Annotated in this window: 23 protein-coding genes; all 23 read left to right on the top strand. The window is 64.7% G+C overall.

Features of this window, described 5'->3' with window-relative positions; all coding sequences use genetic code 11:
* The first annotated feature begins 5 nt into the window (after positions 1–5).
* The 23 genes from flgH to fliP all read left to right on the top strand — a co-directional run bounded on the left by flgH (position 6) and on the right by fliP (position 22525).
* Positions 6–689, top strand: a complete 684-nt coding sequence (flgH, locus tag ACVWWQ_RS05745; RefSeq protein WP_133951118.1) for a flagellar basal body L-ring protein FlgH — start codon at positions 6–8, stop codon at positions 687–689.
* Positions 689–1810, top strand: coding sequence for a flagellar basal body P-ring protein FlgI (locus tag ACVWWQ_RS05740; RefSeq protein ID WP_133951116.1), 1122 nt, complete (start codon positions 689–691; stop codon positions 1808–1810). The genes flgH and ACVWWQ_RS05740 overlap by 1 nt, the downstream gene beginning before the upstream one ends.
* A 15-nt stretch (positions 1811–1825) precedes the next feature.
* A complete protein-coding gene (gene flgJ / locus ACVWWQ_RS05735; RefSeq protein WP_133951114.1) occupies positions 1826–2896 on the top strand; it encodes a flagellar assembly peptidoglycan hydrolase FlgJ in 1071 nt (356 codons plus the stop codon).
* A 117-nt stretch (positions 2897–3013) separates the two neighbouring features.
* Positions 3014–4888 carry a flagellar hook-associated protein FlgK gene (gene flgK, locus ACVWWQ_RS05730; protein WP_133951111.1) on the top strand — a complete coding sequence of 625 codons (1875 nt, stop codon included), beginning with the start codon at positions 3014–3016 and terminating at the stop codon, positions 4886–4888.
* Positions 4889–4891: 3 nt separating this feature from the next.
* Complete coding sequence (gene flgL, locus ACVWWQ_RS05725) at positions 4892–6094, top strand: flagellar hook-associated protein FlgL (RefSeq protein ID WP_133951109.1); 1203 nt, start codon at positions 4892–4894, stop codon at positions 6092–6094.
* A gap of 131 nt (positions 6095–6225) precedes the next feature.
* Entirely contained in the window at positions 6226–7707 is a 1482-nt protein-coding gene (locus tag ACVWWQ_RS05720; protein ID WP_457383324.1) for a flagellin N-terminal helical domain-containing protein, read from the top strand.
* Between the two features lie 61 nt (positions 7708–7768).
* A complete protein-coding gene (gene fliD, locus ACVWWQ_RS05715) occupies positions 7769–9160 on the top strand; it encodes a flagellar filament capping protein FliD (protein WP_133951107.1) in 1392 nt (463 codons plus the stop codon).
* Between the two features lie 12 nt (positions 9161–9172).
* Positions 9173–9586 (top strand): flagellar export chaperone FliS, encoded by a 414-nt coding sequence (gene fliS / locus ACVWWQ_RS05710; protein ID WP_099654149.1) that lies wholly within the window; start codon positions 9173–9175, stop codon positions 9584–9586.
* On the top strand, positions 9586–9885 hold the full coding sequence (locus tag ACVWWQ_RS05705) for a flagellar protein FliT (protein ID WP_099654150.1): 300 nt from the start codon (positions 9586–9588) through the stop codon (positions 9883–9885). Before fliS ends, ACVWWQ_RS05705 begins: the two co-directional genes overlap by 1 nt.
* Before the next feature lie 123 nt (positions 9886–10008).
* The gene (locus tag ACVWWQ_RS05700) at positions 10009–10563 is read left to right on the top strand and encodes a PilZ domain-containing protein (protein ID WP_133951105.1); all 555 of its coding nucleotides are present in this window, start codon (positions 10009–10011) and stop codon (positions 10561–10563) included.
* Between the two features lie 369 nt (positions 10564–10932).
* A complete protein-coding gene (locus tag ACVWWQ_RS05695; protein ID WP_133951103.1) occupies positions 10933–12357 on the top strand; it encodes a sigma-54-dependent Fis family transcriptional regulator in 1425 nt (474 codons plus the stop codon).
* 140 nt (positions 12358–12497) lie between these two features.
* Positions 12498–12839 (top strand): flagellar hook-basal body complex protein FliE, encoded by a 342-nt coding sequence (gene fliE / locus ACVWWQ_RS05690; RefSeq protein WP_099654153.1) that lies wholly within the window; start codon positions 12498–12500, stop codon positions 12837–12839.
* A gap of 46 nt (positions 12840–12885) precedes the next feature.
* Positions 12886–14604, top strand: coding sequence for a flagellar basal-body MS-ring/collar protein FliF (fliF, locus tag ACVWWQ_RS05685; protein ID WP_133951101.1), 1719 nt, complete (start codon positions 12886–12888; stop codon positions 14602–14604).
* A gap of 16 nt (positions 14605–14620) precedes the next feature.
* Entirely contained in the window at positions 14621–15610 is a 990-nt protein-coding gene (fliG, locus tag ACVWWQ_RS05680; RefSeq protein ID WP_199107531.1) for a flagellar motor switch protein FliG, read from the top strand.
* Complete coding sequence (locus ACVWWQ_RS05675; RefSeq protein WP_133951099.1) at positions 15610–16239, top strand: flagellar assembly protein FliH; 630 nt, start codon at positions 15610–15612, stop codon at positions 16237–16239. The genes fliG and ACVWWQ_RS05675 overlap by 1 nt, the downstream gene beginning before the upstream one ends.
* Before the next feature lie 35 nt (positions 16240–16274).
* Positions 16275–17603 (top strand): flagellar protein export ATPase FliI, encoded by a 1329-nt coding sequence (fliI, locus tag ACVWWQ_RS05670; protein ID WP_457383336.1) that lies wholly within the window; start codon positions 16275–16277, stop codon positions 17601–17603.
* Positions 17600–18022 carry a flagellar export protein FliJ gene (fliJ, locus tag ACVWWQ_RS05665; protein ID WP_133951095.1) on the top strand — a complete coding sequence of 141 codons (423 nt, stop codon included), beginning with the start codon at positions 17600–17602 and terminating at the stop codon, positions 18020–18022. Before fliI ends, fliJ begins: the two co-directional genes overlap by 4 nt.
* Before the next feature lie 97 nt (positions 18023–18119).
* Complete coding sequence (locus tag ACVWWQ_RS05660; RefSeq protein ID WP_133951093.1) at positions 18120–19283, top strand: flagellar hook-length control protein FliK; 1164 nt, start codon at positions 18120–18122, stop codon at positions 19281–19283.
* A 234-nt stretch (positions 19284–19517) separates the two neighbouring features.
* The gene (locus ACVWWQ_RS05655) at positions 19518–20018 is read left to right on the top strand and encodes a flagellar basal body-associated FliL family protein (protein ID WP_133951091.1); all 501 of its coding nucleotides are present in this window, start codon (positions 19518–19520) and stop codon (positions 20016–20018) included.
* A 14-nt stretch (positions 20019–20032) separates the two neighbouring features.
* Positions 20033–21049, top strand: a complete 1017-nt coding sequence (gene fliM, locus ACVWWQ_RS05650) for a flagellar motor switch protein FliM (RefSeq protein WP_099654161.1) — start codon at positions 20033–20035, stop codon at positions 21047–21049.
* Positions 21046–21390, top strand: coding sequence for a flagellar motor switch protein FliN (gene fliN, locus ACVWWQ_RS05645; RefSeq protein ID WP_099654162.1), 345 nt, complete (start codon positions 21046–21048; stop codon positions 21388–21390). Before fliM ends, fliN begins: the two co-directional genes overlap by 4 nt.
* Entirely contained in the window at positions 21390–21782 is a 393-nt protein-coding gene (locus ACVWWQ_RS05640) for a flagellar biosynthetic protein FliO (RefSeq protein WP_133951089.1), read from the top strand. The genes fliN and ACVWWQ_RS05640 overlap by 1 nt, the downstream gene beginning before the upstream one ends.
* Positions 21779–22525: a flagellar type III secretion system pore protein FliP gene (fliP, locus tag ACVWWQ_RS05635; protein ID WP_133951087.1), complete on the top strand. Its 747-nt coding sequence runs from the start codon at positions 21779–21781 to the stop codon at positions 22523–22525. The genes ACVWWQ_RS05640 and fliP overlap by 4 nt, the downstream gene beginning before the upstream one ends.
* Positions 22526–22634 lie beyond the last annotated feature (109 nt).

The following is a 22634-nucleotide window of genomic DNA, read 5'->3' as shown; positions in this document are numbered from 1 at the left end:
CCGCGATGAAGAATTGCCTGCGCTTGCCGCTGCTGTTCGGCGCACTTGCCCTGTTGGCCGCCTGTGCCAGCGTGCCGCGTGCACACGAGGACGCCGAGTGGGCGGCCACTCCGCCAGTGGTGCAGCAAGTCGCTCCGGTGCAGGCCGACGGCTCGATTTACCACGACGCGCAAAACATGGAATTGTTCGCCGATCCACGCGCGCATCGCGTGGGCGACATTCTCACCGTGGCACTGGTCGAAAGCACGCAGGCAACCAAGAAGGCGACCACCAGCACCAGCAAGACCGACAAGGCCAAGATCGCCGCGCCCACGATCCTGGGGCAGGGGCTCTCGATCGCCGGTCGAACCGCCGACACCGGCCTCGATGGCGAGCGCAGTTTCGACGGCACCGGATCCAGCAGCCAGAGCAACCAGCTCACCGGCCAGATCACCGTCACCGTGGCGCAGCGCCTGAGCAACGGCAACCTGATGGTACGCGGCGAAAAGTGGCTGACCATCAACCAGGGTCAGGAACTGGTGCGCATCTCCGGCATCGTGCGCCCGCAGGACATCGGCCAGGACAACGTGGTGCCATCCACCCGCGTGGCCGACGCACGCATCAGCTACACCGGTCGCGGCACGCTCGCCGACGCGAACACGCGCGGCTGGTTGTCACGCTTCTTCAATTCCAGATGGATGCCGTTCTGATGAGCCCCCGCCACAGTCAGCCCGCCACGCGCGCGCTCTGCTTCCTTGCGTTGCTGTTGATCTCGATGTTCGCGCATGCCGACAAGGTTCGTGACCTGGTCCAGGTCGCCGGCGTCCGCAGCAATCAGCTGATCGGCTACGGCCTGGTGGTGGGTCTGGACGGTTCGGGTGACCAGACCACGCAGGCGCCGTTCACCACCCAGAGCCTGGAGAACATGCTGCAGCAATTCGGCATCACGGTGCCGGCCAACGCGCGGCCGCAGCTGAAGAACGCCGCGGCGGTGATGGTCACGGCCGACTTGCCACCGTTCGCCAAGCCCGGCCAGACCATCGACGTCACGGTGGCATCGATCGGCAATGCCAAGAGCATCCGTGGCGGCCAGTTGCTGATGGCACCGCTGCGCGGTGCGGACGGCAACGTGTATGCAGTGGCGCAAGGCAGCGTGGTGGTGGGCGGCATCAGCGCGCAGGGCAAGAGCGGCTCCAGTGTGCAGGTCAACATTTCCGCCAGCGGACGCATTCCCAACGGGGCCTCGGTCGAGCGAGTGGTGGCGTCGTCCTTCGCCAGCGGCGGCGACCTCATGTTGAACCTCAACACCGCCGATTTCACCACGGCCACGCGCATCGCCACCGCGATCAACCAGGCTTATGGCGCCGGTACCGCGCAGCCGCTGGACGGCGGCACGGTCACGGTGCGCGGCCCGCAGGACCCGGCGCAGAAAGTGGCCTGGCTTGGCGCCATCCAGAATCTCGACGTCCAGCCGGGCGACGCACCAGCACGCATCGTGGTCAATTCGCGCACCGGCACCGTGGTGATCGGATCGGACGTGCGGGTAACCGCGGCCGCGGTGGCGCACGGCGCGATCCAGGTGACGATTTCCGAACAGCCGCAGGTCAGCCAGCCCGCCGCGTTCAGCAAGGGCCAGACGGCCATCGTGCCGAACAGCAGCGTTCAGGTCAGCGAGGACGGTGCACACATGTTCAAGTTCGGTCCGGGCGTGAGCCTGGATGCCATCGTGCGCGCGGTGAACCAGGTGGGCGCCACGCCGAGCGATCTGATCTCGATTCTGCAGGCGCTGAAGCAGGCTGGCGCGCTTCATGCAGACCTGGTCGTGATCTGAGCCGGTGACAAAATCATGACGCCCATCAACAGCACTTCACCCGCACTGGATACCTGGACTGAACTGTCCGGGTTTCATCAGCTGCGGGCGCAGGCGCGTGATGATGGCGGCAAGAGCGCGTTGCCGGCGGTGGCGAAGCAGTTCGAGGCGATCTTCACCCAGATGATGCTGAAATCCATGCGCGACGCGAATGCCAGCATGGGCAGCGACATCGCCGGCAGCGAGCAGGTCAATTCCTACCGGGACATGTTCGATCAGCAACTCTCGTTGAGCCTCGCCAACGGTCACAATGGATTGGGCATTGCCAGATTGCTGGTGCGCCAGCTCGGCGGCAAGCCGGACGTCGATGCCGCCGCCGCTTCCCCACAGCCAACGCCGCCCGGCGCCAGCGTGTTCAACGCCAATGTGCGTGCCTTGTTGCAACTGGGTGCCGATGAGTCTGGTGATGATGGCGCTTCGCGCTCCGGGCTGGATCTGGCCGGCATGCCATCCACCGCCGACGTGGGCTCGCCGTGGCATCAGACGCTGGATCGCATGGCGCACGGCGCGCTTGATGTGGCCGGAGCGGCGGCGAACGTGCTTCCCGGTGGTGATCCGGTGGGTTTCGTGCGGGCACTGGCACCGCACGCGGCGGCAGCAGCAAAAAAGCTGGGTGTCTCGGTGCGTGCGTTGCTGGCGCAGGCGGCGCTGGAGACCGGTTGGGGCAAACATTTGCCCAGCCACGGCGACGGCAGCACCAGTTTCAACCTGTTCGGCATCAAGGCGGGCAGCAGCTGGAATGGCGACAAGGTCAGCGTGCCCACGGTCGAATACGAGAACGGCGTGGCGGTACGCAAGCGCGACGCATTCCGCGCGTATGACTCGCCGTCCGATTCGTTCGCCGATTACGCGCGGCTGATCGCGGAGAGCCCGCGGTACGCGCAGGCGCTGGGCAAGGGCGAGAACATCGCCGGGTTTGCCCGTGGTCTGGTGCAGGGTGGCTACGCCACTGATCCCGCCTATGTGGCCAAGATCACCGCCATTGCCAACAGCGCGCAGATGCGCGAGGCGCTGGCCAGTCTTCATGCAGGCGGCGTTTCCGAATGAGCGGACGCATGCCACTCCATGCCTTGCGGGCAACGTTTCAAGAGATCGGCTTTCCCGCCGTTACCGTCATCACGTGCGCCGTGCACTCCGCGGCGCCCCCGTTGTTGAGGATGTCCCATGGCTGACCTGCTTTCGACCGGCGTATCCGGCCTGCTTGCCTCGCAGATCGGGCTGAGCACGGTCGGCCACAACGTGGCCAATGTGAACACCGATGGCTACAGCCGCCAGCAGGTCTCGTTCGGCACCCGGCAACCCGAAGGGCAGGCCGGCTTTTACATCGGCACCGGCGTCAATACGGTGGCGGTGCAGCGTGCCTACAGCCAGTTCCTCAACAGCTCGTTGTGGTCGGCCAGTTCCGGGCAGGGCCGGGCGGGCACCATGGCCAGTCTTACCGGCCAGCTCAACAACCAGCTTGCTGGCAGCAGCAACCTGCAGACCTCGCTGGACAGCTTCTACGGCGCCGTGCAGGACATGGCCAATGCGCCGTCCGACACCGCCTCGCGTCAGGTGCTGCTGGCGCGCGCCGGTGGCCTGGCCAGTACGTTTCGTGCGCTGTCCGGTCAGTTCAACCAGCTTTCCAGTCAGGTCCAGCAGCAGATCGGCGACACCGTGAATTCGATCAACAGCGACAGCCAGTCGATCGCGAAGCTGAACCAGTTGATCCAGGCTCGCTCCGCCACCGATGGCAGCGCGCCGTCGGACCTGCTTGACCAGCGCGACGCACTGGTCAACAAGCTGGCCGGTCAGGTGGGCGTCACGGTGGTGCCACAGAAGGACAACACGATCAGCGTGTTTGTCGGCAACGGACAGGCGCTGGTCACCGGTACCGAGGCGTACGCCCTGGGCACGACCAGCAATATCTATGATGCCAGCCGGGTGGAAGTGACCGGAGCGGGTTCCGGCAGCGTGATCAGTGGTCGTATCGGCGGCGGCGCACTGGGCGCGCTGCTGGATTTCCGCAGCAATGTGCTCGATCCGGCACAAACCCAGCTGGGTCGCTCGGCGCAGGCGCTGGCCAGCTCGTTCAACGCGCAACATGCGCAAGGCGTGGACCTCAAGGGCGATGTCGGCGGCACGTTCTTCAATGTCGGCGGCCCGCTGGTGCAGGGTGCCTCCACCAACAGCGGCAGCGGCAGCCTCGATGCCCAAATCAGCGATCTGGGTGCACTCAGCGGCAAGGACTATGTGCTGAGCTACGACGGCAGCAGCTGGAGCATGCGTGACACCCATGGCACGGCGGTGCCGCTGAGCGGCAGCGGCACGGCGGACGACCCGTTCACGGCGGCCGGCTTGAGCCTGGTGGTCGGCGGCAGTGCCAGTGCCGGCGACAGCTTCCGGGTGCAGCCCAGCCGCGCAGCGGCAGACGGTTTTTCGCTGGCCATCGATGATCCCGACAAGATCGCGGCGGCGGCTGCGCTGTCGGTGAGCGCCGGCGACGCCAATACCGGCGCGGCATCGCCCAGGGTCAACGTCGTCGATGGCGGCAATCCCGCAATGCAGACGGCCAGCTCGATCGTGTTCATCTCGTCGACCAGCTACAGCATCGACGGTGGTGCGCCACAAACCTTCACCGCCGGGCAGCCGATCGTGCACAACGGCTGGAGCATGCAGCTGAGTGGTGCGCCGCAGGCAGGTGACAGCTTTGGCGTGCAGCCGAACAGCAATGCGCAGGGCGACAACGCCAATGCATTGAAGCTGGGCCAGGTGGCCAGCCTGGGCGTGCTTGACGGTGGCGTCACCAGCGCCGGCCGCGCCTACAGCCAGCTGGTCAGCCAGGTCGGCAGCGCCGGTGAACTGGCCAAGAGCGACATGACCACGCAAACGGCCGTGTACAACCAGGCAATGAGTTCGCAGCAAAGCGTCTCCGGCGTGAACCTGGACGAAGAGGCAGCCAATCTGGTGCGTTACCAGCAGGCCTACCAGGCTTCCGCCCAGATCATCAGTACGGCCAACAGCATTTTCAGCGCCCTGTTGGGCGCGGTACGGGGATAAGCCATGCGCGTTTCCACCAGCTGGATGCAGCAGCAATCCGTCGGCAGCATGATGAGCCGACAAGGTGACCTGTCCGATCTCAATACCCAGTTCAGCAGCGGGAAACGGATCAATCAGCCATCCGACGATCCGGTGGGCGCGGCGCGTGCGCTGGACTTGACCCATCTGGTTGCGGACGCGGCGCAGTACCAGCGCAACATCACCTCGGCCAATGCGCGACTGGGGCTGGAGGATCAGTCCCTGTCCAACACCAGCGACGTGCTCGGTCGTGTTCGCACCCTGCTGCTGCAGGCTGCCAACGGCAGCCAGACCGACGAAACGCGCGGCGACATGGCGGCCGAGATCGTGCAGTTGCGCCAGCAGCTGCTGGGCCAGGCCAACAGCACCGATGGGCAAGGCGAATACATCTTCGCCGGCAATCGCACCGGCACCCAGCCGTTTGCATCGCAGGGTGGCGTGACTTACCTGGGCGACGGTGGACAGCGCATGGTGGCGGCCGGTGCCGGCCTGCAGGTCGCCACCGGGGATGCAGGCAGTGCGGTATTCATGGACATTGCCACCGGCAACGGGACCTTCGCAGTCAGTGCCGCCGGCACCAACACCGGTTCGGCCGTCGCCGGCGCAACCAGCGTCAGTGATCACTCCGCCAAGCCATCGGCATGGGATGGCGGCGACTACAGCATCGTGTTTACCGCGTCCAATGCCTACGAAGTGCGCGACGGTTCCGGTGCCGTGCTCGACAGCGGCAGTTACGACGCCGACAAAGGCGGCGGCGTGACGTTCCGTGGCGCACAGGTCGCCTTCAGTGGCACGCCCGCTGCAGGTGATGCCTTTACGCTGGGTGCTTCCGCGCGGCAGGACGTGTTCACCACGCTGGACAACATCATCAAGACACTGCGCACGCCCAACGGTGGGAACGCGCAGATGCAGAACGACATCAATACCCAGTTCGCCAATCTCGACCAGGCGATCGACTCCATCACGCGTACGCGCGGCATGGTGGGCGCACGGATGAATGCGCTCGATCAGCAGGGCGGGCTCAACGATGACCTGACCCTGCAGTACAAGTCGTCGCTTTCCGATGTGCAGGATCTGAACTACTACGACGCGCTCAGCCAACTCAGTACGCAGACCACGGCACTGCAGGCCGCGCAGCAAGTCTTCACCAAGATCCAGGGCTCAAAATTGTTCGATTATTTGCGTTGACAATGCTCAAGTTTTGATATGTCGGGACGAAACAGTACACAAGGCGGATGCATTCAATGGTGAATCCCCGCCGGATTGTCTGAGCTGGCCCACGCCGGCACATCACCCCGATTCGGAGAATTCCCATGGTCATGAGCGTCAACACCAACATCAGCTCGCTGAATGCCCAGCACAACCTGGCCAAGTCGCAGAGCAAGCTGTCCACCGCGATCGAGCGCCTGTCCTCGGGCATGCGCATCAACAGCGCGAAAGACGATGCCGCCGGCCTCGCCATTTCCACCCGCTTCACCACCCAGATCAACGGCCTGAACCAGGCTGTGCGCAATGCCAACGACGGCATCTCGATGGCGCAGACCACCGAGTCCGCGCTGGACGAAGTGACCAACAACCTGCAGCGCATTCGCGAGCTGGCGGTGCAGTCGGCCAACGGATCCAACTCCGACACCGACCGCGCCGCACTCAACAAGGAAGTGCAGCAGCGCCTGGCTGAAGTCACCCGCATTTCCAGCCAGACCAACTTCAACGGGAAGCATGTCCTGAACGGCACCGCCGGCAGCACCAGCTTCCAGGTCGGCGCCAACGTGGGCGAGTCCATCAGCATCGATCTGAGCCAGGGTACCCGCACCCAGGACATGGGCAAGCTGGCGACCGCGGGCAGCGGCGACGTGAGCGGCGTCTTCGCGTCGGCCGGTTCGGATGCGGTTGCCGAGGTCAAAGGCTCGTCCACCACTGGCACGGTGGACAAGTCCAAACTCACCGCAGGTGCAAAGATCACCGTAGGCGCTACGGAAGTGACGTTCACGGATCTCACGGGTTCTTCGGATGCCGCCGCCGCCGCAACCGCCGCAGCCGGTGAGATCAACACCGCACTTCAGGCGTCCACCAACGGCGACAAGAACATCGTGGCAACCGGCAACGCCGACGGCACCATCACGTTCAATCAGACGACCGGCGAAGATGGCGCTATCAACGTCACCGATACGGCCGGTGCCCTTGGAACCCCCGGGGCAGCGACGACAGGCGTCGCTGCCAAGGCTGCCGTTCCGGCCCAGAGCAACCTGAAGCTTGATAACGGCGAGTTCACGTTGACGGTTGGATCGACCACGGTCGATATGGCTGGCAGCTACAAGGACGCCGCCTCGCTGGTTGACGCGATCAACAGCAAGGGCGTGCAGGGGCTGTCCGCTTCGGTGGACAAGGACGGCAAGATCCAGCTGGCGTCGCAATCCGACATGACTATTGGCGGCAGCAAGGCCAATTCGACTCTCGGCTTTACCGCAGGTTTGGCGTCAGCCGGTGGCTCGCTCGACAACGTCGACATCAGCACGATGAACGGCGCCAACGAAACGATGAATCGTATCGACGCGGCGCTGCAGACCGTCAGCGACCTGCGCAGCAACCTCGGCGCGGTGCAGAACCGTTTCGATTCCACCATCTCCAACCTGCAGACCATCTCGCAGAACCTCAGCTCGTCGCGCAGCCAGATCCAGGACGCCGACTTCGCTTCGGAAACCGCGAACATGTCCAGCGCCAACATCCTGCAACAGGCCGGTGTCTCGGTGCTGGCACAGGCCAACTCCAGCACCCAGAGCGTGTTGAAGCTGCTGCAGTAACAGCCCTGGGGACGGTCGCGGACAGCCGCGGCCGTTCCCCTTTTTTTGAGGAAGCTTGACCATGGCGATCACCGTAGGCAGTACCGCTCCATCCACCGGCGTTCTCACCGCAACGGGTGTGGGTTCGGGCCTGGACGTGGACTCGCTGGTGACCAGCCTGGTCAATGCCAAGAAAGACGCACCGCAGAAGCAAATCACCAACCAGCAAAACACCGCGCAGACCCAGTTGTCCGCACTGGGCGTGGTCGGATCGAGCCTTTCGGCCCTGCAGTCCGCACTCGCCTCGTTGAAGGACGGCAGTGCGTTCGCCGGTCGCAAGGTCAACAGCAGCGACAACACCATTTTTTCTGCCACGGCCAGTCCAAGTTCGGTACCGGGCAGTTACAACATCGACGTCACCGCGTTGGCGAGTGCTCTCAAAGTGTCGTCGGCGCCGGTCGCCGATGCCGCCAAGGTCGGCACCGGTACGCTCACCATTGCGGTGGGTGGCCAGCAGATGCAGCTGGATATCGACGAGGCCCACTCCTCGCTCGCTTCCATCCGCGACGCCATCAACAACGCCAAGAACAACCCCGGCGTCACCGCCACCATCGTCACCGGCACCGACGGCGCGCATCTGGTGATGAGTGGCAGCCGCACGGGCGCCGCCAATGGATTTACCGTCAGCAGCACCGGCGACGGCGGCCTGGCGGCGCTCGACTACGGTCCGGACGTCCCCGGCGGCAGCGGCGCCAGGCTGATCACCGCCGCGCAGGACGCCACGTTCACTATCGATGGCATGCCTGCCACCAGCGCCGGCAACACGGTGGCCAACGCGATTGACGGAGTCAGCCTCAATCTGTCGAAGATCGGCACCAGCACACTCAGCGTGACCAACGACGGTTCCACCGCAACCAGTGCGATCACCAACCTGGTCAACACGTACAACAGCTTCGTCAGCATCTACAAGAACCTGACCAAATACGATCCCACGGCGAAAACCGCCGGTGCGCTGATCGGTGACGCGACCCTCAACAGCATCAAGAGCACTCTGGCCGGCATCGTCGGTGGGCCAGGCGGGGACGGCAATACGCTCAGTGCCATCGGCGTGACCCTGCAGGTCGACGGCACGTTGGCGCTGGACAACGACAAGCTCACCGCGTCGCTGTCCGACGGTGGCGCCAAGGTCAAGGCGATGTTCACCGGCGACGACGGTTTTGCGACCAAACTCGGCAGCCGCATCGACAGCTGGAACAGCTCCACCGGCATCCTGGCCACGCGCACTGGAAATCTGACCAGCCAGCTCAGCGACCTCGATGACCGCCAGGCCGCGCTGGATGCACGCATGGCCAGTCTTACCGCGCGTTACCAGAAGCAGTTCACCGCGCTCGACACACTGATGTCCAAGCTGGACAGCACCAGCAGCTATTTGACCCAGCAGTTCGACGCGCTCAACAACAGCAACAAGAAGTAAGGGGACACGATCATGGCATTCGGCTACGGCGCAGGCGCTTATCAACAGGTCCGTTCCCACGGTGGCGTGGAGTCGGCCGATCCGCACGGCCTGATCACGCTGCTGATGGATGGCGCGCTGGAGCGCATGGTGAAGGCTCGCGGTCACATGCTGCGCGGCGAAGTGGGCCCCAAGGGCGAAACCATCAGTCGCTGCATCGAGATCGTGGGCGGCTTGCGCGACAGCCTTGACCCGAAAGTCGAGCCGGCCATGGTCGGACGGCTGGATTCGCTCTACGAATACATGAGCCGTCGTTTGCTGCAGGCCAACCTGCGCAACGACCCCGGCATCATCGACGAAGTCAGCCGGCTGTTGCAGCAGGTGCGCGACAGCTGGGTGCAGATTGCCCCGGCGCCGGCAAACCTTGCGGTCGGAGCCGGGCGCTGATGTCGCCGACCACGTCGAGCGGCACACCGTTGACCCGTGCATTGGTGATCACGTACGCCATGCTGGTCGCTGCGCAGGGCGCCGACTGGACCGAATTGCAGCGTCTGGAAGAAATCCGCCGGCCGTTGTTGCACCAGCAACATCCGGCTGACGAGGAAAGCCGGGCGCAGGTGGGACAGGTGCTGACGTACGATCGTCAGGTGCAGGCTTTGGTGGTGGCCGCGCGTGATGCGGTTGCCCGGGAGTGGCAGGGCGAGCGTGGCCGCGTCCATGCCATCGCTGCCTACGCACAATCCTGATTTCTGCGCCGGTTCCTCCGCGCGAGGTTGTCCGAAGCACCGGCGTCAAGGATGCTTCACCCTGCGACCTGACTCTGCGCACGCATTTTCGGGCACATTGAACCTCGGGTCGGGAGCGGCACCATGAGCAAGATCAGGCTGGAAGAGTTCGAGCAAAGGGTCAGCGTCGAAGAACTGCTTCACGTCGCCGCCGAACCGCTGGCCTGGCCCGTGCCGCAGGCGCAAGCCCTGTGGCTGGCAGAACGCAATGCCAATGCCTTGGCCGCGATTGCCGCGCTGGAGGAACGTCGGGTGGAGGTGACGGACGACGACATTCCGCTGCTTCAGGAAATGCGCCGGATGGATGCCAAGCTCACCGCCCTGGTGGATATCGTCAACCGGCTGCTGGCACCGGAGAGCACCTTGCCCACGCAGCGGCTGGTGCGCTTCAACGCGCGGGGTGCAGTGATCCCGACCGACCTGGTGCCCGGCGGCGATGCGATGTTGTTGAGCCTGCGTTTTGACCATTGTCGGAGCCTGGCACTGGAACTTCCCGCCCAAGTGGAAAGTCCATTCGACGATGGTCGTACGTTCGTGTCTTTCACCACGCTGGGTGACGCGTCATGTGACGCAATCGAGCGTCTCGTTTTCCGCCATCACCGACGCAAAGTGGCAGATCTGCGCCAGCCGGCCGTGTGAATTCGTGACGGTATGGTCCGCTCCCGTGTGATGCAGTTCGCACAAATGAAAATTCTTGCACCTGCGTTTTTCTCCCTGGCATGGCCCCGCCAGCCGGCAGCGGCAGCGCGTTTTCGCCGACGCTGTTTTTTTGTCGCCTGTTCCATCAGTCAGTTACAGGCGATCACGCGCGAAACTTCGCGTGCCTTCCCGACCTGACCTTCCGTCACCGGCCCGACATGTGACGTTTTGACGTCGCCCCTGCGCCAAAATTTGGCCTCGTTGTTGCTCATGGTTCATCACGCCTCCGAGGGATCGCTGGCGCTGACGGGGAAAAGCGGCACTGCGGGAAGCAGCGGTCCGAGCCATGAGTGAAATACGGAGAAGGGTATGCAGAAGTTCGACTTCCTGGTAATTGAATCCGACGAGACCCGCGTCCATGCGGTGATGTCGGCGTTGCAGTTCCTGGGATACCACCCGCAACACGGCGCCGCCTGCGACGAAATCAGCGATTCCACCCACGCATGGCGAGCGGTCTACGTGGGAGGTGTCGATGATGCGGCCGAGGCCGAGCACCAGTTTTCCCTGCTTGGTGCCCATGCAGCCCATGTGCCCGTGCTGCTGGCTGAAGGTTCGCCGTGGGCCGAGCGGTTGGGCTCGAGCCGCTCGACGTTTGCCGAACGCGTGGCGATGGTGAGCTTTCCGCTGAGCTACGAAAAGCTGACCGAGGCGATGCGCAACGTCTACGCACGCCTGCTGGGTGAACAGGATGGCGTTCCCCGTTTCGTCGGCAATTCCAGGCCCATGGTCCGCGTCAACGCCCTGATCCGCCAGGTCGCGCCCTTCGATTCCAGCGTGCTGGTGCTGGGAGAGTCCGGCACCGGCAAGGAGATGGTGGCCCGCGCCATCCATGAACATTCTCCGCGCAAGCACAAGCCGTTCGTCGCCATCAATTGCGGCGCGATTCCGGCCGAATTGCTGGAAAGCGAGCTGTTCGGTCACGAAAAGGGCGCTTTCACCGGCGCCATCAGTGCGCGCAAGGGCCGTTTCGAGATGGCCGAGGGCGGCACCCTGTTCCTGGACGAGATCGGTGACATGAGTCTGCCGATGCAGGTGAAATTGCTGCGTGTACTGCAGGAGCGTGCGTTTGAACGCGTGGGTGGCAACAAGACCCAGCGTTGCGACGTTCGTATCATCGCCGCCACCCATCGGAACCTGGAAGAGTCGATTGCCAGGGATCGCTTCCGTGAAGACCTGTACTACCGCCTGAGCGTTTTCCCGCTGGAACTTCCTTCCCTGCGCGAGCGTCTGGAAGATCTGCCCACCCTGATCACCGAATTCAACATGCGCCTGGCGCGGCGCGGGCTCAGCGTGGTGCGTTTCAGCGCCGGCGCCATGCAGTCGCTGCGGGCACACGCATGGCCGGGCAACGTGCGCGAGCTTTCCAACCTGGTCGAACGCATGGCGATTCTGTTTCCCCATGGCGAAGTGCGCAGCAGTGATCTGCCGGAAAAATATCGCGTCGCGGCGGAGACCGATGAAGTCCACGGAGCTGCCCTGCTGGCGATGATGGACGACGACGTGGTGGTGAACGAAGTCACGGCCGGCGCGGCTTGTGGATCGGAGCGACTGCTGCCCGAGCACGGGCTGGATCTCAAGGATCACCTGGCCGACATCGAGGTGGGCATGATCCGCCAGGCGCTGGATGCCACCGGTGGCGTGGTGGCCCATGCCGCCCGGTTGCTGCACATGCAGCGCACCACCCTGGTGGAAAAGCTGCGCAAATACGGACTGCAGAGCAGTCTCGCGGCGTAATCCGGCCATTCCGTTGTTCGTCGCCTGCGCCAGTCTTCCAGCGTGTTTTGACGGCGTAGTCACGTCCATGGCACGGCTCGTGCAGTCACAGATCCAGAACCCGTCATGTGTCGGGAATCCGTCATGAGGAGGCTCTCCCGATGAGCACGATCGATGTCAACAACCTGCTTTCCCAGATGCGCCAGATGACGGCGCAGGTGCGACCCGCCGAAACCGCCTTCAAGGCAGCGCCGATCGGGGCACAGGCTGCCAGCGGTGCCGCGGATTTCTCGTCCGTGCTCAAGCAGTCCATTTCCGCCGTAGGCCGCAGCCAGATGGAAGCGGGGCGAATGGCCGCCAGTTTCGAGCGCGGTGATCCGGGCGCCGACCTCGGTCGCACCATGATCGCGGTGCAAAAGGCCGACCTTTCGCTGCGCACCATGGTCGAGGTGCGCAACAAGCTGGTCGACGCCTACAAGGACATCATGAACATGCCGGTCTGACGCCAACGCGTCAGTCCTCTTCCGCCTTCACCAGACGAGCCACACCATGGCAGAAAACGCCATCGCGACCAGCGACAACAACGGTACGCGACCGGACCCCTTCAAGCAGATCGCCCGCAGCCCGGCCACGCGCCAGGCCTTGTTGCTGGTCGCGATCGCTGCAGCCGTGGCCTTCGGTGTGGCGGTGGTGCTGTGGTCGCGTGGCCCGAACTATGGCTTGCTGTATGCAGGCCTGGATCAGAAGGATGCCGCAGCGGTCGCGCAGGAATTGCAGACCACCAATACACCGTTCCAGCTGAGCAGCGACGGTTCGTCGATCATGGCGCCCGCCGCCGATCTGCCCGCGCTGCGCCTGAGGCTGGCCGGCAAGGGACTGCCACAGGGCAATACCGCCGGCAGCGTCATGCCTGCGACGGACTCCCCGTTCGGCATGAGCGATCTGGCCGAGCGCACCCGCTATCAGCAGATGCTGGAGTCCGACCTCAGCAACACCATCGGCGGCCTGCAATCGGTACGCGCGGCCCGCGTGCATCTGGCACTGCCGAAACCTTCCGCGTTCATTCGCGACAATCGCGAAGCGAGCGCCTCGGTGCTGGTCACGCTTTATTCCGGTCGTCAGCTGGATGCCGGCCAGGTTGCCGCGATCGTGCACCTGGTGGCGTCGAGCGTGCCGGGGCTGGATGCGCGTCAGGTGTCGGTGATCGATCAGCAGGGCCAATTGCTGACGGCCGATCCCAACAACCCCGCCGCCGTGGGCGACGATCGCTTGCGCATGGCCACGCGCATCGAGAATACCTACGCCCAGCGTATCGAGGAATTGCTGACACCGCTGGTCGGGCCGGGGCGGGTGCGTGCACAGGTCTATGCCGATCTGGATTTCAGCCAGACCGAAAAGGCGACCGAAAGCTTTGGCCATGATCATCCTGCCTTGCGCAGCGAACAGACCAGCAGCGAGCAGCGTGGTGCCGGTTCGTCCGCCGGGGGTGTTCCCGGTGCGCTGAGCAACCAGCCCCCTTCGCTGGTCGCCCAGCCCACCGCCGCAAAGCCGGATGCAGGCCAGGCTGCCGGCAAGGCCAATGCGGCCGCCGCCAGCACCAGCACGGCAAACGCCAGCGGTGACACGTCAAGCAGCGCCACGCGAAATTACGAGCTGGATCGCACCATCAGCCATGTCAGTGACCCCGCCGGCCGGCTGGCGCGCCTGACGGTGGCGGTGGTGCTGGACAACAAACTGATCGAAAAAGGCCCTGCGCCGGCAGGAAGCGCGGGTGTTGCGGCCGCTGGCGACAGTGTCGCGTTCAGTGCCCAGGAACTGCAGCGCCTGACCGAGCTGACCAAGAATGCGGTCGGTTTCGACGCGGCGCGTGGCGACAGCGTCAGCGTGGTGAACCAGCCCTTCCACCGACCCACGGCACTCGACGCGCCGGCCAGTCCGCCGTTGTGGGAACGTCCAGGGGCGATGGATCTGATCAAGCAAGCCATCGGCGTGCTGATTGCGTTGCTGGTGGCATTCGGTTTGCTGCGACCCTTGCTCAAGGGCGTGACCCGCGGTGACAACGCGGCGCGCGCGTTGCCGGCGCCGCTGCCCAAGATCTCGGTGAAGGTCGACGACACGCCTGACATGGACGAGCCGGCGCGACTTTCCGGTGCCAGCCCCGCACTCGAATACGAACAGCGCATCGGCCAGGCACGCCGGATGGTGGGCGAGAACTCCAAACAGGTGGCACAGGTCGTGAAAAACTGGGTGAGCGAAGATGGCAATTAATCATCACGAGGCACCGATCAGCGGCGCGCAGCGCGCGGCGATCCTGCTGCTCACCCTGGGTGAGCAGGATGCGGCCGAAGTGCTCAAGCACCTCAGTGCTCGCGACGTGCAGACCATCGGTACCGCCATGGCGGCGCTGGCCAGCGTTTCGCGCGAGCATGTCCAGCAAGTGCTGGAGCGACTCAGCGAAGACATGGGTCGCCAGACCTCCCTGGGTGTCGGTACCGAGGATTACATTCGCAAGATCCTGGTCAACGCATTGGGCGAGAACAAGGCCGGTGGCCTGATCGACCGGATCCTGCTCGGGCGCAGCAGCAAGGGCCTGGAATCGCTCAAGTGGATGGAGAGCCGGGCCATCGCCGAAATGATCAACCAGGAACACCCGCAGATCATCGCGCTGGTGCTGGCCCACCTGGAGCCCGATCAGGCGGCCGAAGTGCTCGGTTACCTGCCAGCTCGCGTGCGTTCGGACGCGGTGATGCGCATTGCCACGCTGGACGGAGTGCAGCCACACGCACTCAACGAGCTGGATGAAATCATGGAGCGCCAGTTCTCCGGCAACAACAAGAAACTGAAGTCGGCCAATGTGGGTGGACTCAAGGCGGCCGCCGACATTCTCAACGCGATGGAAGGCGCGCGCGAGACCGAGCTGATGACGGCGATCCGCAGTCAGGACGAAGTGCTGGGAGAAAAGATCGAAGACCTGATGTTCGTCTTCGACGATCTGGTGGGCCTGGACGACCGCGGCATGCAAACCCTGCTGCGCGAAGTTTCCTCCGCGACGCTGGTCACCGCGCTCAAGGGCGCGGAGCCCGAGATCCGCGAGAAGATTTTCGCCAACATGTCCAAGCGGGCCGCGGACATGATGCGCGACGATCTGGAGGTGAAGGGGCCGGTGCGGCTCAGCGAGGTCGACGCGGCCCAGAAGGAAGTGCTGGGCATCGCCCGCAAACTGTCCGACGCCGGTCAGCTCAGTCTGGCCGGCGGCGGGGATGAGTTCGTCTGATGACCGGCGTTTTCCACTCCGCCGCCGAAAACTTCCAGCGCTGGGAGCTGCCCCATGTGGGCCCCCAGCCGGTGGTGGTGGAGGCGGCCAATGCGCCACCACAGCCCACGGTGCACGAGCTGGAAGCGCTGCACCAGCAGGCCCGCGATGAAGGTTACGCCGCCGGTCTGGCCGAGGGCAGGGCGGCAGCACAGCAGCAGCTGCGCCAGCGCATGGCCGAACTCGATGCGCTTTGCATGTCTGCCGCGCGGCCTTTGCAGCTGTTTGATGACCAGGCCGCCGAGGAACTGGCGCAGCTGTCGATGGTCGTGGCGCGCCGGGTGATCATGCATGAACTGCGTGTTTCACCCGGGCTGATCACCGACATCGTGCGTCAAGCGGCGGCGGCCTTGCCGCTGGCCACTCGTGAGTTGCGCGTTTACCTGCACCCGGAGGACCTCGTGTTGCTGGAGGAGCTGGGCAGCGCCGAACGGCATTGGCAACTGCACGGCGATGCCACGCTGGCCCGCGGGGATTGCCGCCTCGAGAGCGAGCGTTCGCGTCTGGACGCGCGCGTGGAAACACGGCTGGCGGCGCTGATTGATGCGGCGCTGGATGACGAGCCTGCACCGTCCGGGGACCACGCATGAGTGCCGAAGTGACTGCGCAGGCCCGGCGAACGCGCATGCAGGCCCGGTTCGCGGCCCGCCGCGAACGCGTGGAGCGGGCACGTCTGCTGTCGGTCGAAGGCAGCTTGCGCCGCGTGGTCGGGCTCACGCTGGAGGCCGAAGGTTGTGAAGCGGCCCTGGGTGCACGCTGCCTGGTCGACACCGCCGATGGCGCCACGCTGGATAGCGAAGTGGTCGGCTTTGCCGACGAGCGCCTGTTGTTGATGCCGGTGGGTGACATGCATGGCGTGCTGCCCAATGCCCGGGTACGCCCTTGCGCGCACACCGGTGGATTGCCGGTGGGTGCCGGTCTGCTGGGCCGCGTGATTGGTGCCGACGGCGTGCCGCTGGATGGGATGGGCCCGCTGGACTCGAATGAGCACGCGTCACTCAAGCGCGAGCCGATCAACCCGATGGCGCGCAAACCGATCGATGCGCCGCTGGACGTGGGCGTGCGCGCGATCAACGCATTGTTGACGGTCGGTCGCGGACAGCGGCTGGGCCTGTTCGCCGGGTCCGGCGTGGGCAAATCCACGCTGCTGGGCATGATGACCCGTTACACCAACGCCGACGTGGTCGTCGTCGGCCTGATCGGCGAGCGCGGCCGCGAGGTGAAGGAATTCGTCGAGCACACGCTGGGCGAAGAAGGTCGCCGTCGCGCGGTAATCGTGGCGGCCCCCGCCGATGCGCCACCGCTCAAACGCCTGCGTGGTGCCCAGTACGCCACCGCCATCGCCGAGTGGTTCCGCGACCGCGGCCAGCGCGTGCTGTTGCTGATGGATTCGTTGACGCGCTACGCCCAGGCGCAGCGTGAAATCGCCCTGGCCATCGGCGAACCACCGGCAACCAAAGGTTATCCACCGTCCGTCTTCGCCATGATGCCGGCGCTGGTCGAACGTGCCGGCAACGATGCGGACGGCCGTGGATCGATCACGGCCTTCTACACCGTGCTGACCGAAGGCGACGACTATCGCCACGATCCGATCGCCGATGCGGCGCGCGCGATCCTGGACGGCCATATCGTGTTGTCGCGGGACATGGCCGAGGCCGGTCACTACCCGGCGATCGATATCGAGGCGTCGATCAGTCGCGTGATGCCGGCCGTGGTGACGCGCGAGCACATGCGGTCCGCGCAACGCTTCCGCCAGATCTATTCGGCGTATCGCCAGCAACGCGACCTGATCGCGGTAGGTGCGTATCAGAAGGGCTCCGACCCGCAGGTGGATCTGGCGATCGACATGTGGCCGCAATTGCGCGCCTTCCTGCAGCAGGAGGTTGATGAGCCGATGACCATCGATGAAGCCATCAGCGCGCTGGCGCAACTGGCCGAACAGGTGACTGCATGAATTCCCGCGCCAGCCAGCTGCAACCGGCCGTCGACCAGGCCCGGCAGCGTAGCGAGGATGCGTTGAGCCAGCTGGCGACGCAGCAACAGGCGCTGGCACGGGCCGAACATCAGTTGAGCGAATTGCGGCGTTATCGCGCGGAATATGCCGCCAGCGGTGAGGCGACACTGAGTGTGAACGCCATGCTGAACCGGCAGAGTTTTGTCCAGCGGATCGATCAGGCGATCACCCAGCAGCTCGCCGAGATTGCACGCCACCAACGCCAGCTCGAGCATGTGCGGGATCACTGGAAGCACAGCCACGCGCGCGAGAGCGCGCTCGACAGTGTGGTGGCCCAACATCTCGAACGGGAGCGTCGCGCGGAGGAACGGCGAGAGCAGGCCGAACTCGACGAGCGCTCCCAGTACCGGCGGTCCTGATGCAGGCGCGCATCGGACCCCCATTGTGCCGCCACGCCGCTTCCGAAACGCGTGTTCACCGCGGCGTGCGGTCGTCATTTGCCGGAGTCACCATCCCATGACCACGCATGTCGTCGGTGCGTCGCCGTCCACACTGCCACCGCCGCCCCGCGCCGGATCCACCGCGGCGAGCCCTCATGCCACCTCCGCGGCGTTGCCGTTCGGACACCAGTTGCACGCCGCGCGCCAGCAGCAGGGCGAAGGTACGCACGACGCAGGCGCCACCCATGCCGCACGCCCGCGACACAATGCGGTACACGGCAGCGAGCCGCCCCACGATCGGACGTCCATGGGGCGCGATGCACCTCAGCCGGATGACGGCTCCACTCGCCCGAAGATGCGCTACATGGAGACAACACCGGCCAGCGCCCCCATTTGCCTGCCAGCCGATCGCGCGCCGAACGCGGCCGACGTCGTCACGGTCGCCGCACCCGCCGCGGACATGCTGGCCGGTGCCGCCGGCAGCGAACTCGCCGCCGGTGAAAAAATCGATGACGACGGTGATGTGGCAGCTTCCGCCCTGGTCGGTGCGTTGTTCGCCATGCTCGATCCGGCGGCAGCCAAAGTGTCTTCGTCGAGCATGCCCGCGTCGCGTGCGGCGCCGTTGGATCCGGCCGGGTTGATGGCCAGCGGAGGTGCGGGCGTCGAGACCGTCACACTGTTGGCAACCGACGCGCTTGCGTCACCTGAGCTGGCGGCCACCGTGCTCGATTTGCCGCTGTCCGGAAAAGCCGCGCGACACCTGGCTGACGCCGATGCGGCCGTGGCGACCGGCGTGACGCTGCCGGTCGCGGCCTCGCCGCAGGCACCGTTGGTCGTGACGACAACGTCGCCGGTGGGAAGCCATGCGTTTTCGCAGGAGCTCGGCCAGCAAGTGGCGTGGTTTGTCAGTCACGACGTGAAACAGGCGCGCATCCGCCTGCATCCCGAGGAACTCGGTTCGCTGGACCTGAAGATCAGCGTGAATCACGGACGGGTCGACGTGGTGTTTCACGTCCAGCACCCCGGCGCCGTCAATGCGGTGCAGCAGAGCTTGCCGCAACTCGAACACATGCTGGCCCAGCACGGACTGTCGCTGGGCCATGCCGAGGTGGGTCAGCATGGTCGCGGCGATCCGTCGGGTCAGGCCGGACAGGAGTCCGCTGCGCCCGACGGGGTGGAAGGTCCGGCGCAGGCGGTCATCGCGCTCACGCCCATGGGTCTGCTCGACGCGTTTGCCTGACCGCGATTGAACCACCCGTGCCGTTGCCGCCCGGGCGACCGGAAAGACGCCGCGGGAACGCCGGCAACGGCAAACCGACGCGCGTCAAGAAAGCGCCGCCGCGTGTACGTTGCCTCGTTGATCGCGGCCCAAACGTCTGATGAAAAACATTATTTTCTTGTGGCACGCGGATTGCATTGATCGCTTGTGCCAGTACTGGCGTTCCTATTCGGCTCAACGCGACAAGAGGTTTTCATGGACAACGATGTGCAGCCAGACGAAGCCGCCGCTACAGCAAAGCGCAGTCGCGCGCCGCTGCTGATCGGAGCCGTGCTGCTGGTGCTGGGCCTCGCGGGTGGCGGCTATGTCTGGCAGTCCCGTATGGCCACCCATGCCAGGGACGGAAAGTCCGTCGCGATCGAAGACGCCAAGCCGGAGATCTATCTGGCCCTGGAGCCGGCCTTCGTGGTGACGTTTCGCGAGGGTGATTCCGATGCACTGCGCTACCTGCAGGTGGGCATCACCCTGATGGCTCACGACCAGGCGGCCATCAACATCGCCAAGGGTGCCGATCCGGTTCTGCGTGACGGTCTGGTTTCGCTGCTCAGCAGCCAGAAATTTGACGTGGTCACCCAGACGGCTGGTCGCGAAAAGCTGCAGGCGGACGCTCTGGATGCGGTGCGCAAGATCGTCCGGAAACGCCTCGGTCGCCCCGGCATCGACGCGTTGTATTTCACCAGCTTCGTGATCCAGTAACCGAGGCCACACGCATGAGCGACCTGCTTTCCCAGGATGAAATCGATGCGCTGATGGACGGCGTCACCGGCGGCGCCGTGGCCACCGGCAGCGATGAGCCGTTGCCGCCCGGCTCGGTGATCACTTTTGACTTCACTCAGCAGGATCGCATCGTGCGTGGCCGGCTGCCCACGCTGGAGATGGTCAACGACCGGTTTGCCCGGTTCTTTCGCAGCGCGTTGTTCGGAGTGCTGCGCAAGACCTGCGAAGTCTCGGTGCTGGGCGTGAAAATGGTGAAGTTCGCCGAGTACGTGCACGGCCTGGCGCTTCCCAGCAACCTGAACCTGGTGCGCATCAAGCCGTTGCGCGGCACGGCGCTGGCGGTGTTCGAGCCCCGCCTGGTGTTCACCGTGATCGACAACTTCTTCGGCGGCGATGGTCGCTATCACGCACGCATCGAAGGGCGTGATTTCAGCGCCACCGAGAATCGCGTCATCCAGATCATGCTGGCCGAGTTGTTCGCCTCGATGGCGGAAGCCTGGGCACCGGTGCTCGCACTGCAGTTCGAATACCTCAACTCCGAGATCAATCCCCAGTTCGCCAATATCGTCAGCCCCACCGAAACGGTGGTGGTGTCGCGTTTCAACGTCGAACTCGATGGCGGTGGCGGCGAAATCCACCTGACCATGCCGTACGCCATGGTGGAACCGATTCGCACCCTGCTCGATGCCGGTGTGCAAAGTGACCGCATGGATGGCGACGACCGTTTCGCCGAATTGCTGCGCGACGAAGTGCTCGATGCCGAGGTTGACCTGAGCACCTTGCTGCTCGAAGCGCGACTCAGCCTTGGCGAATTCCTGCACCTGCGTCCGGGTGACGTGATTCCGGTGCAGTTGCCCGAGTCGGCGGTGGTCTATGCCGAGGACGTACCTGTTTTCCGCGCGCGCTATGGCCAGTCCAACGGTCGCAATGCGGTGCGCTTTCTTGCCCAGACCGGACGTCGCGACAACGCGCCGGCCAGCGACCACTCCAGAGAGAAGATCCCAGCATGAACCAGCCCTCAGACAGTGCGGTCGCCGAAGGCGAACGCGTTCAGTTCGACGCCCTGCGTGGCGCGCCGGTCGATGGCGGCGACGTCAATCTCGACATGATTCTCGACGTGCCGGTGACCCTGGCGATGGAAGTCGGGCGCACCCGCATCAGCATCCGCAACCTGCTGCAACTGAACCAGGGTTCGGTGGTCGAGCTGGACCGCGCCGCCGGTGAACCGCTGGACGTCTTCGTCAACGGCACCCTGGTGGCCCACGGTGAGGTGGTGGTCATCAATGAAAAATTCGGCATCCGTCTGACTGACGTGATCAGTCCGGCCGAACGGGTGCGAAAGCTGCGCTGATGACTACCGTTGCCCTCATGTTCGCCGTCGCGCCAATGGCCGCGCCCGAATTCAATGCCGCCGGTGAACTGCTGCGCGTGGTCCTCAGCCTGGTCGGCATCATCGCGATGATCGTGGCCGCCGGCTGGCTGACCCGCCGCATGCAGCGCCGGCCGGGCGCGGGTGGCCGAAAGATCCGTTGCGTGGAATCGTTCGCGTTGGGTACGCGCGAACGCCTGTTGCTGCTGGATGCCGACGGCAAGCGTCTGTTGATCGGCCTTGGTCCTGGCGGCATGCGTACCCTGCACGTGTACGAAGGTGCCGTCCCTGAAGAATTTGCCACGACGCCCGAGGCCGAACCGGCCAAGCCGGCCTTCGCCGAGCTGCTGGCCCGCTGGACGTCACGCGCATGAAGACCTGGCGCTGGATCATTGCCTTGCTGTTGCTTGTCTTGCCGTTGGCGGCGCTGGCCGGACCGCCGGGCATTCCACTGGTGAACGTGCAATCCGCGCCCGGCGGCGGACAGAGCTGGACGTTGTCGCTGCAGATGCTGGCGTTGATGACGGCGTTGACCCTGCTGCCGGCAGTCGTCCTGATGATGACCTCGTTCACCCGCATCATCATCGTGCTGGGTTTTCTGCGCCAGGCGCTGGGCACCCAGTCCACCCCGCCGAACCAGGTGTTGCTGGGGCTGGCCCTGTTCCTCACCCTGTTCGTGATGTCGCCAGTGCTCACTCGCTCCTACCAGGACGGCGTGAAACCGTACATGGATGGCCAGATCACCGCCGAGCAGGCATTGCCCGCGGCCTCGGACCCGTTCAAGCAGTTCATGCTGGACCAGACGCGCGAGGCCGATCTGCAGTTGTTCACGCGTCTGGCCAAGGAAAAGCCGTATGCCGGCAAGGCGGACGTGCCGTTCAAGGTGGCGATGCCGGCGTTTCTCACCAGCGAGCTGAAAACGGCCTTCCAGATGGGCTTCCTGCTGTTCATCCCGTTTCTCATCATTGATCTGGTCGTGGCCAGCGTGCTGATGTCGATGGGCATGATGATGGTGTCGCCGATGATCATCTCGCTGCCGTTCAAGATCATGCTGTTCGTGCTGGTGGACGGGTGGACGTTGCTGCTGGGCACCCTGGCCGGGAGCTTCTACTTGTGAATACGCTCTCGCGCGCCATCTCGGGTTTTCCTCCTGCGGACCTGAAGACCAAGGCCTTTTGCCTTCTTGCGCCCCTGGGAACGCTTCCTGTGCGCCATGCCGTTTTCGC

The organism is Rhodanobacter sp. TND4EL1, from assembly GCF_054061035.1.
Note: the sequence above shows the minus strand (reverse complement) of the source record. Positions and strands in the feature narration are given on the sequence as shown.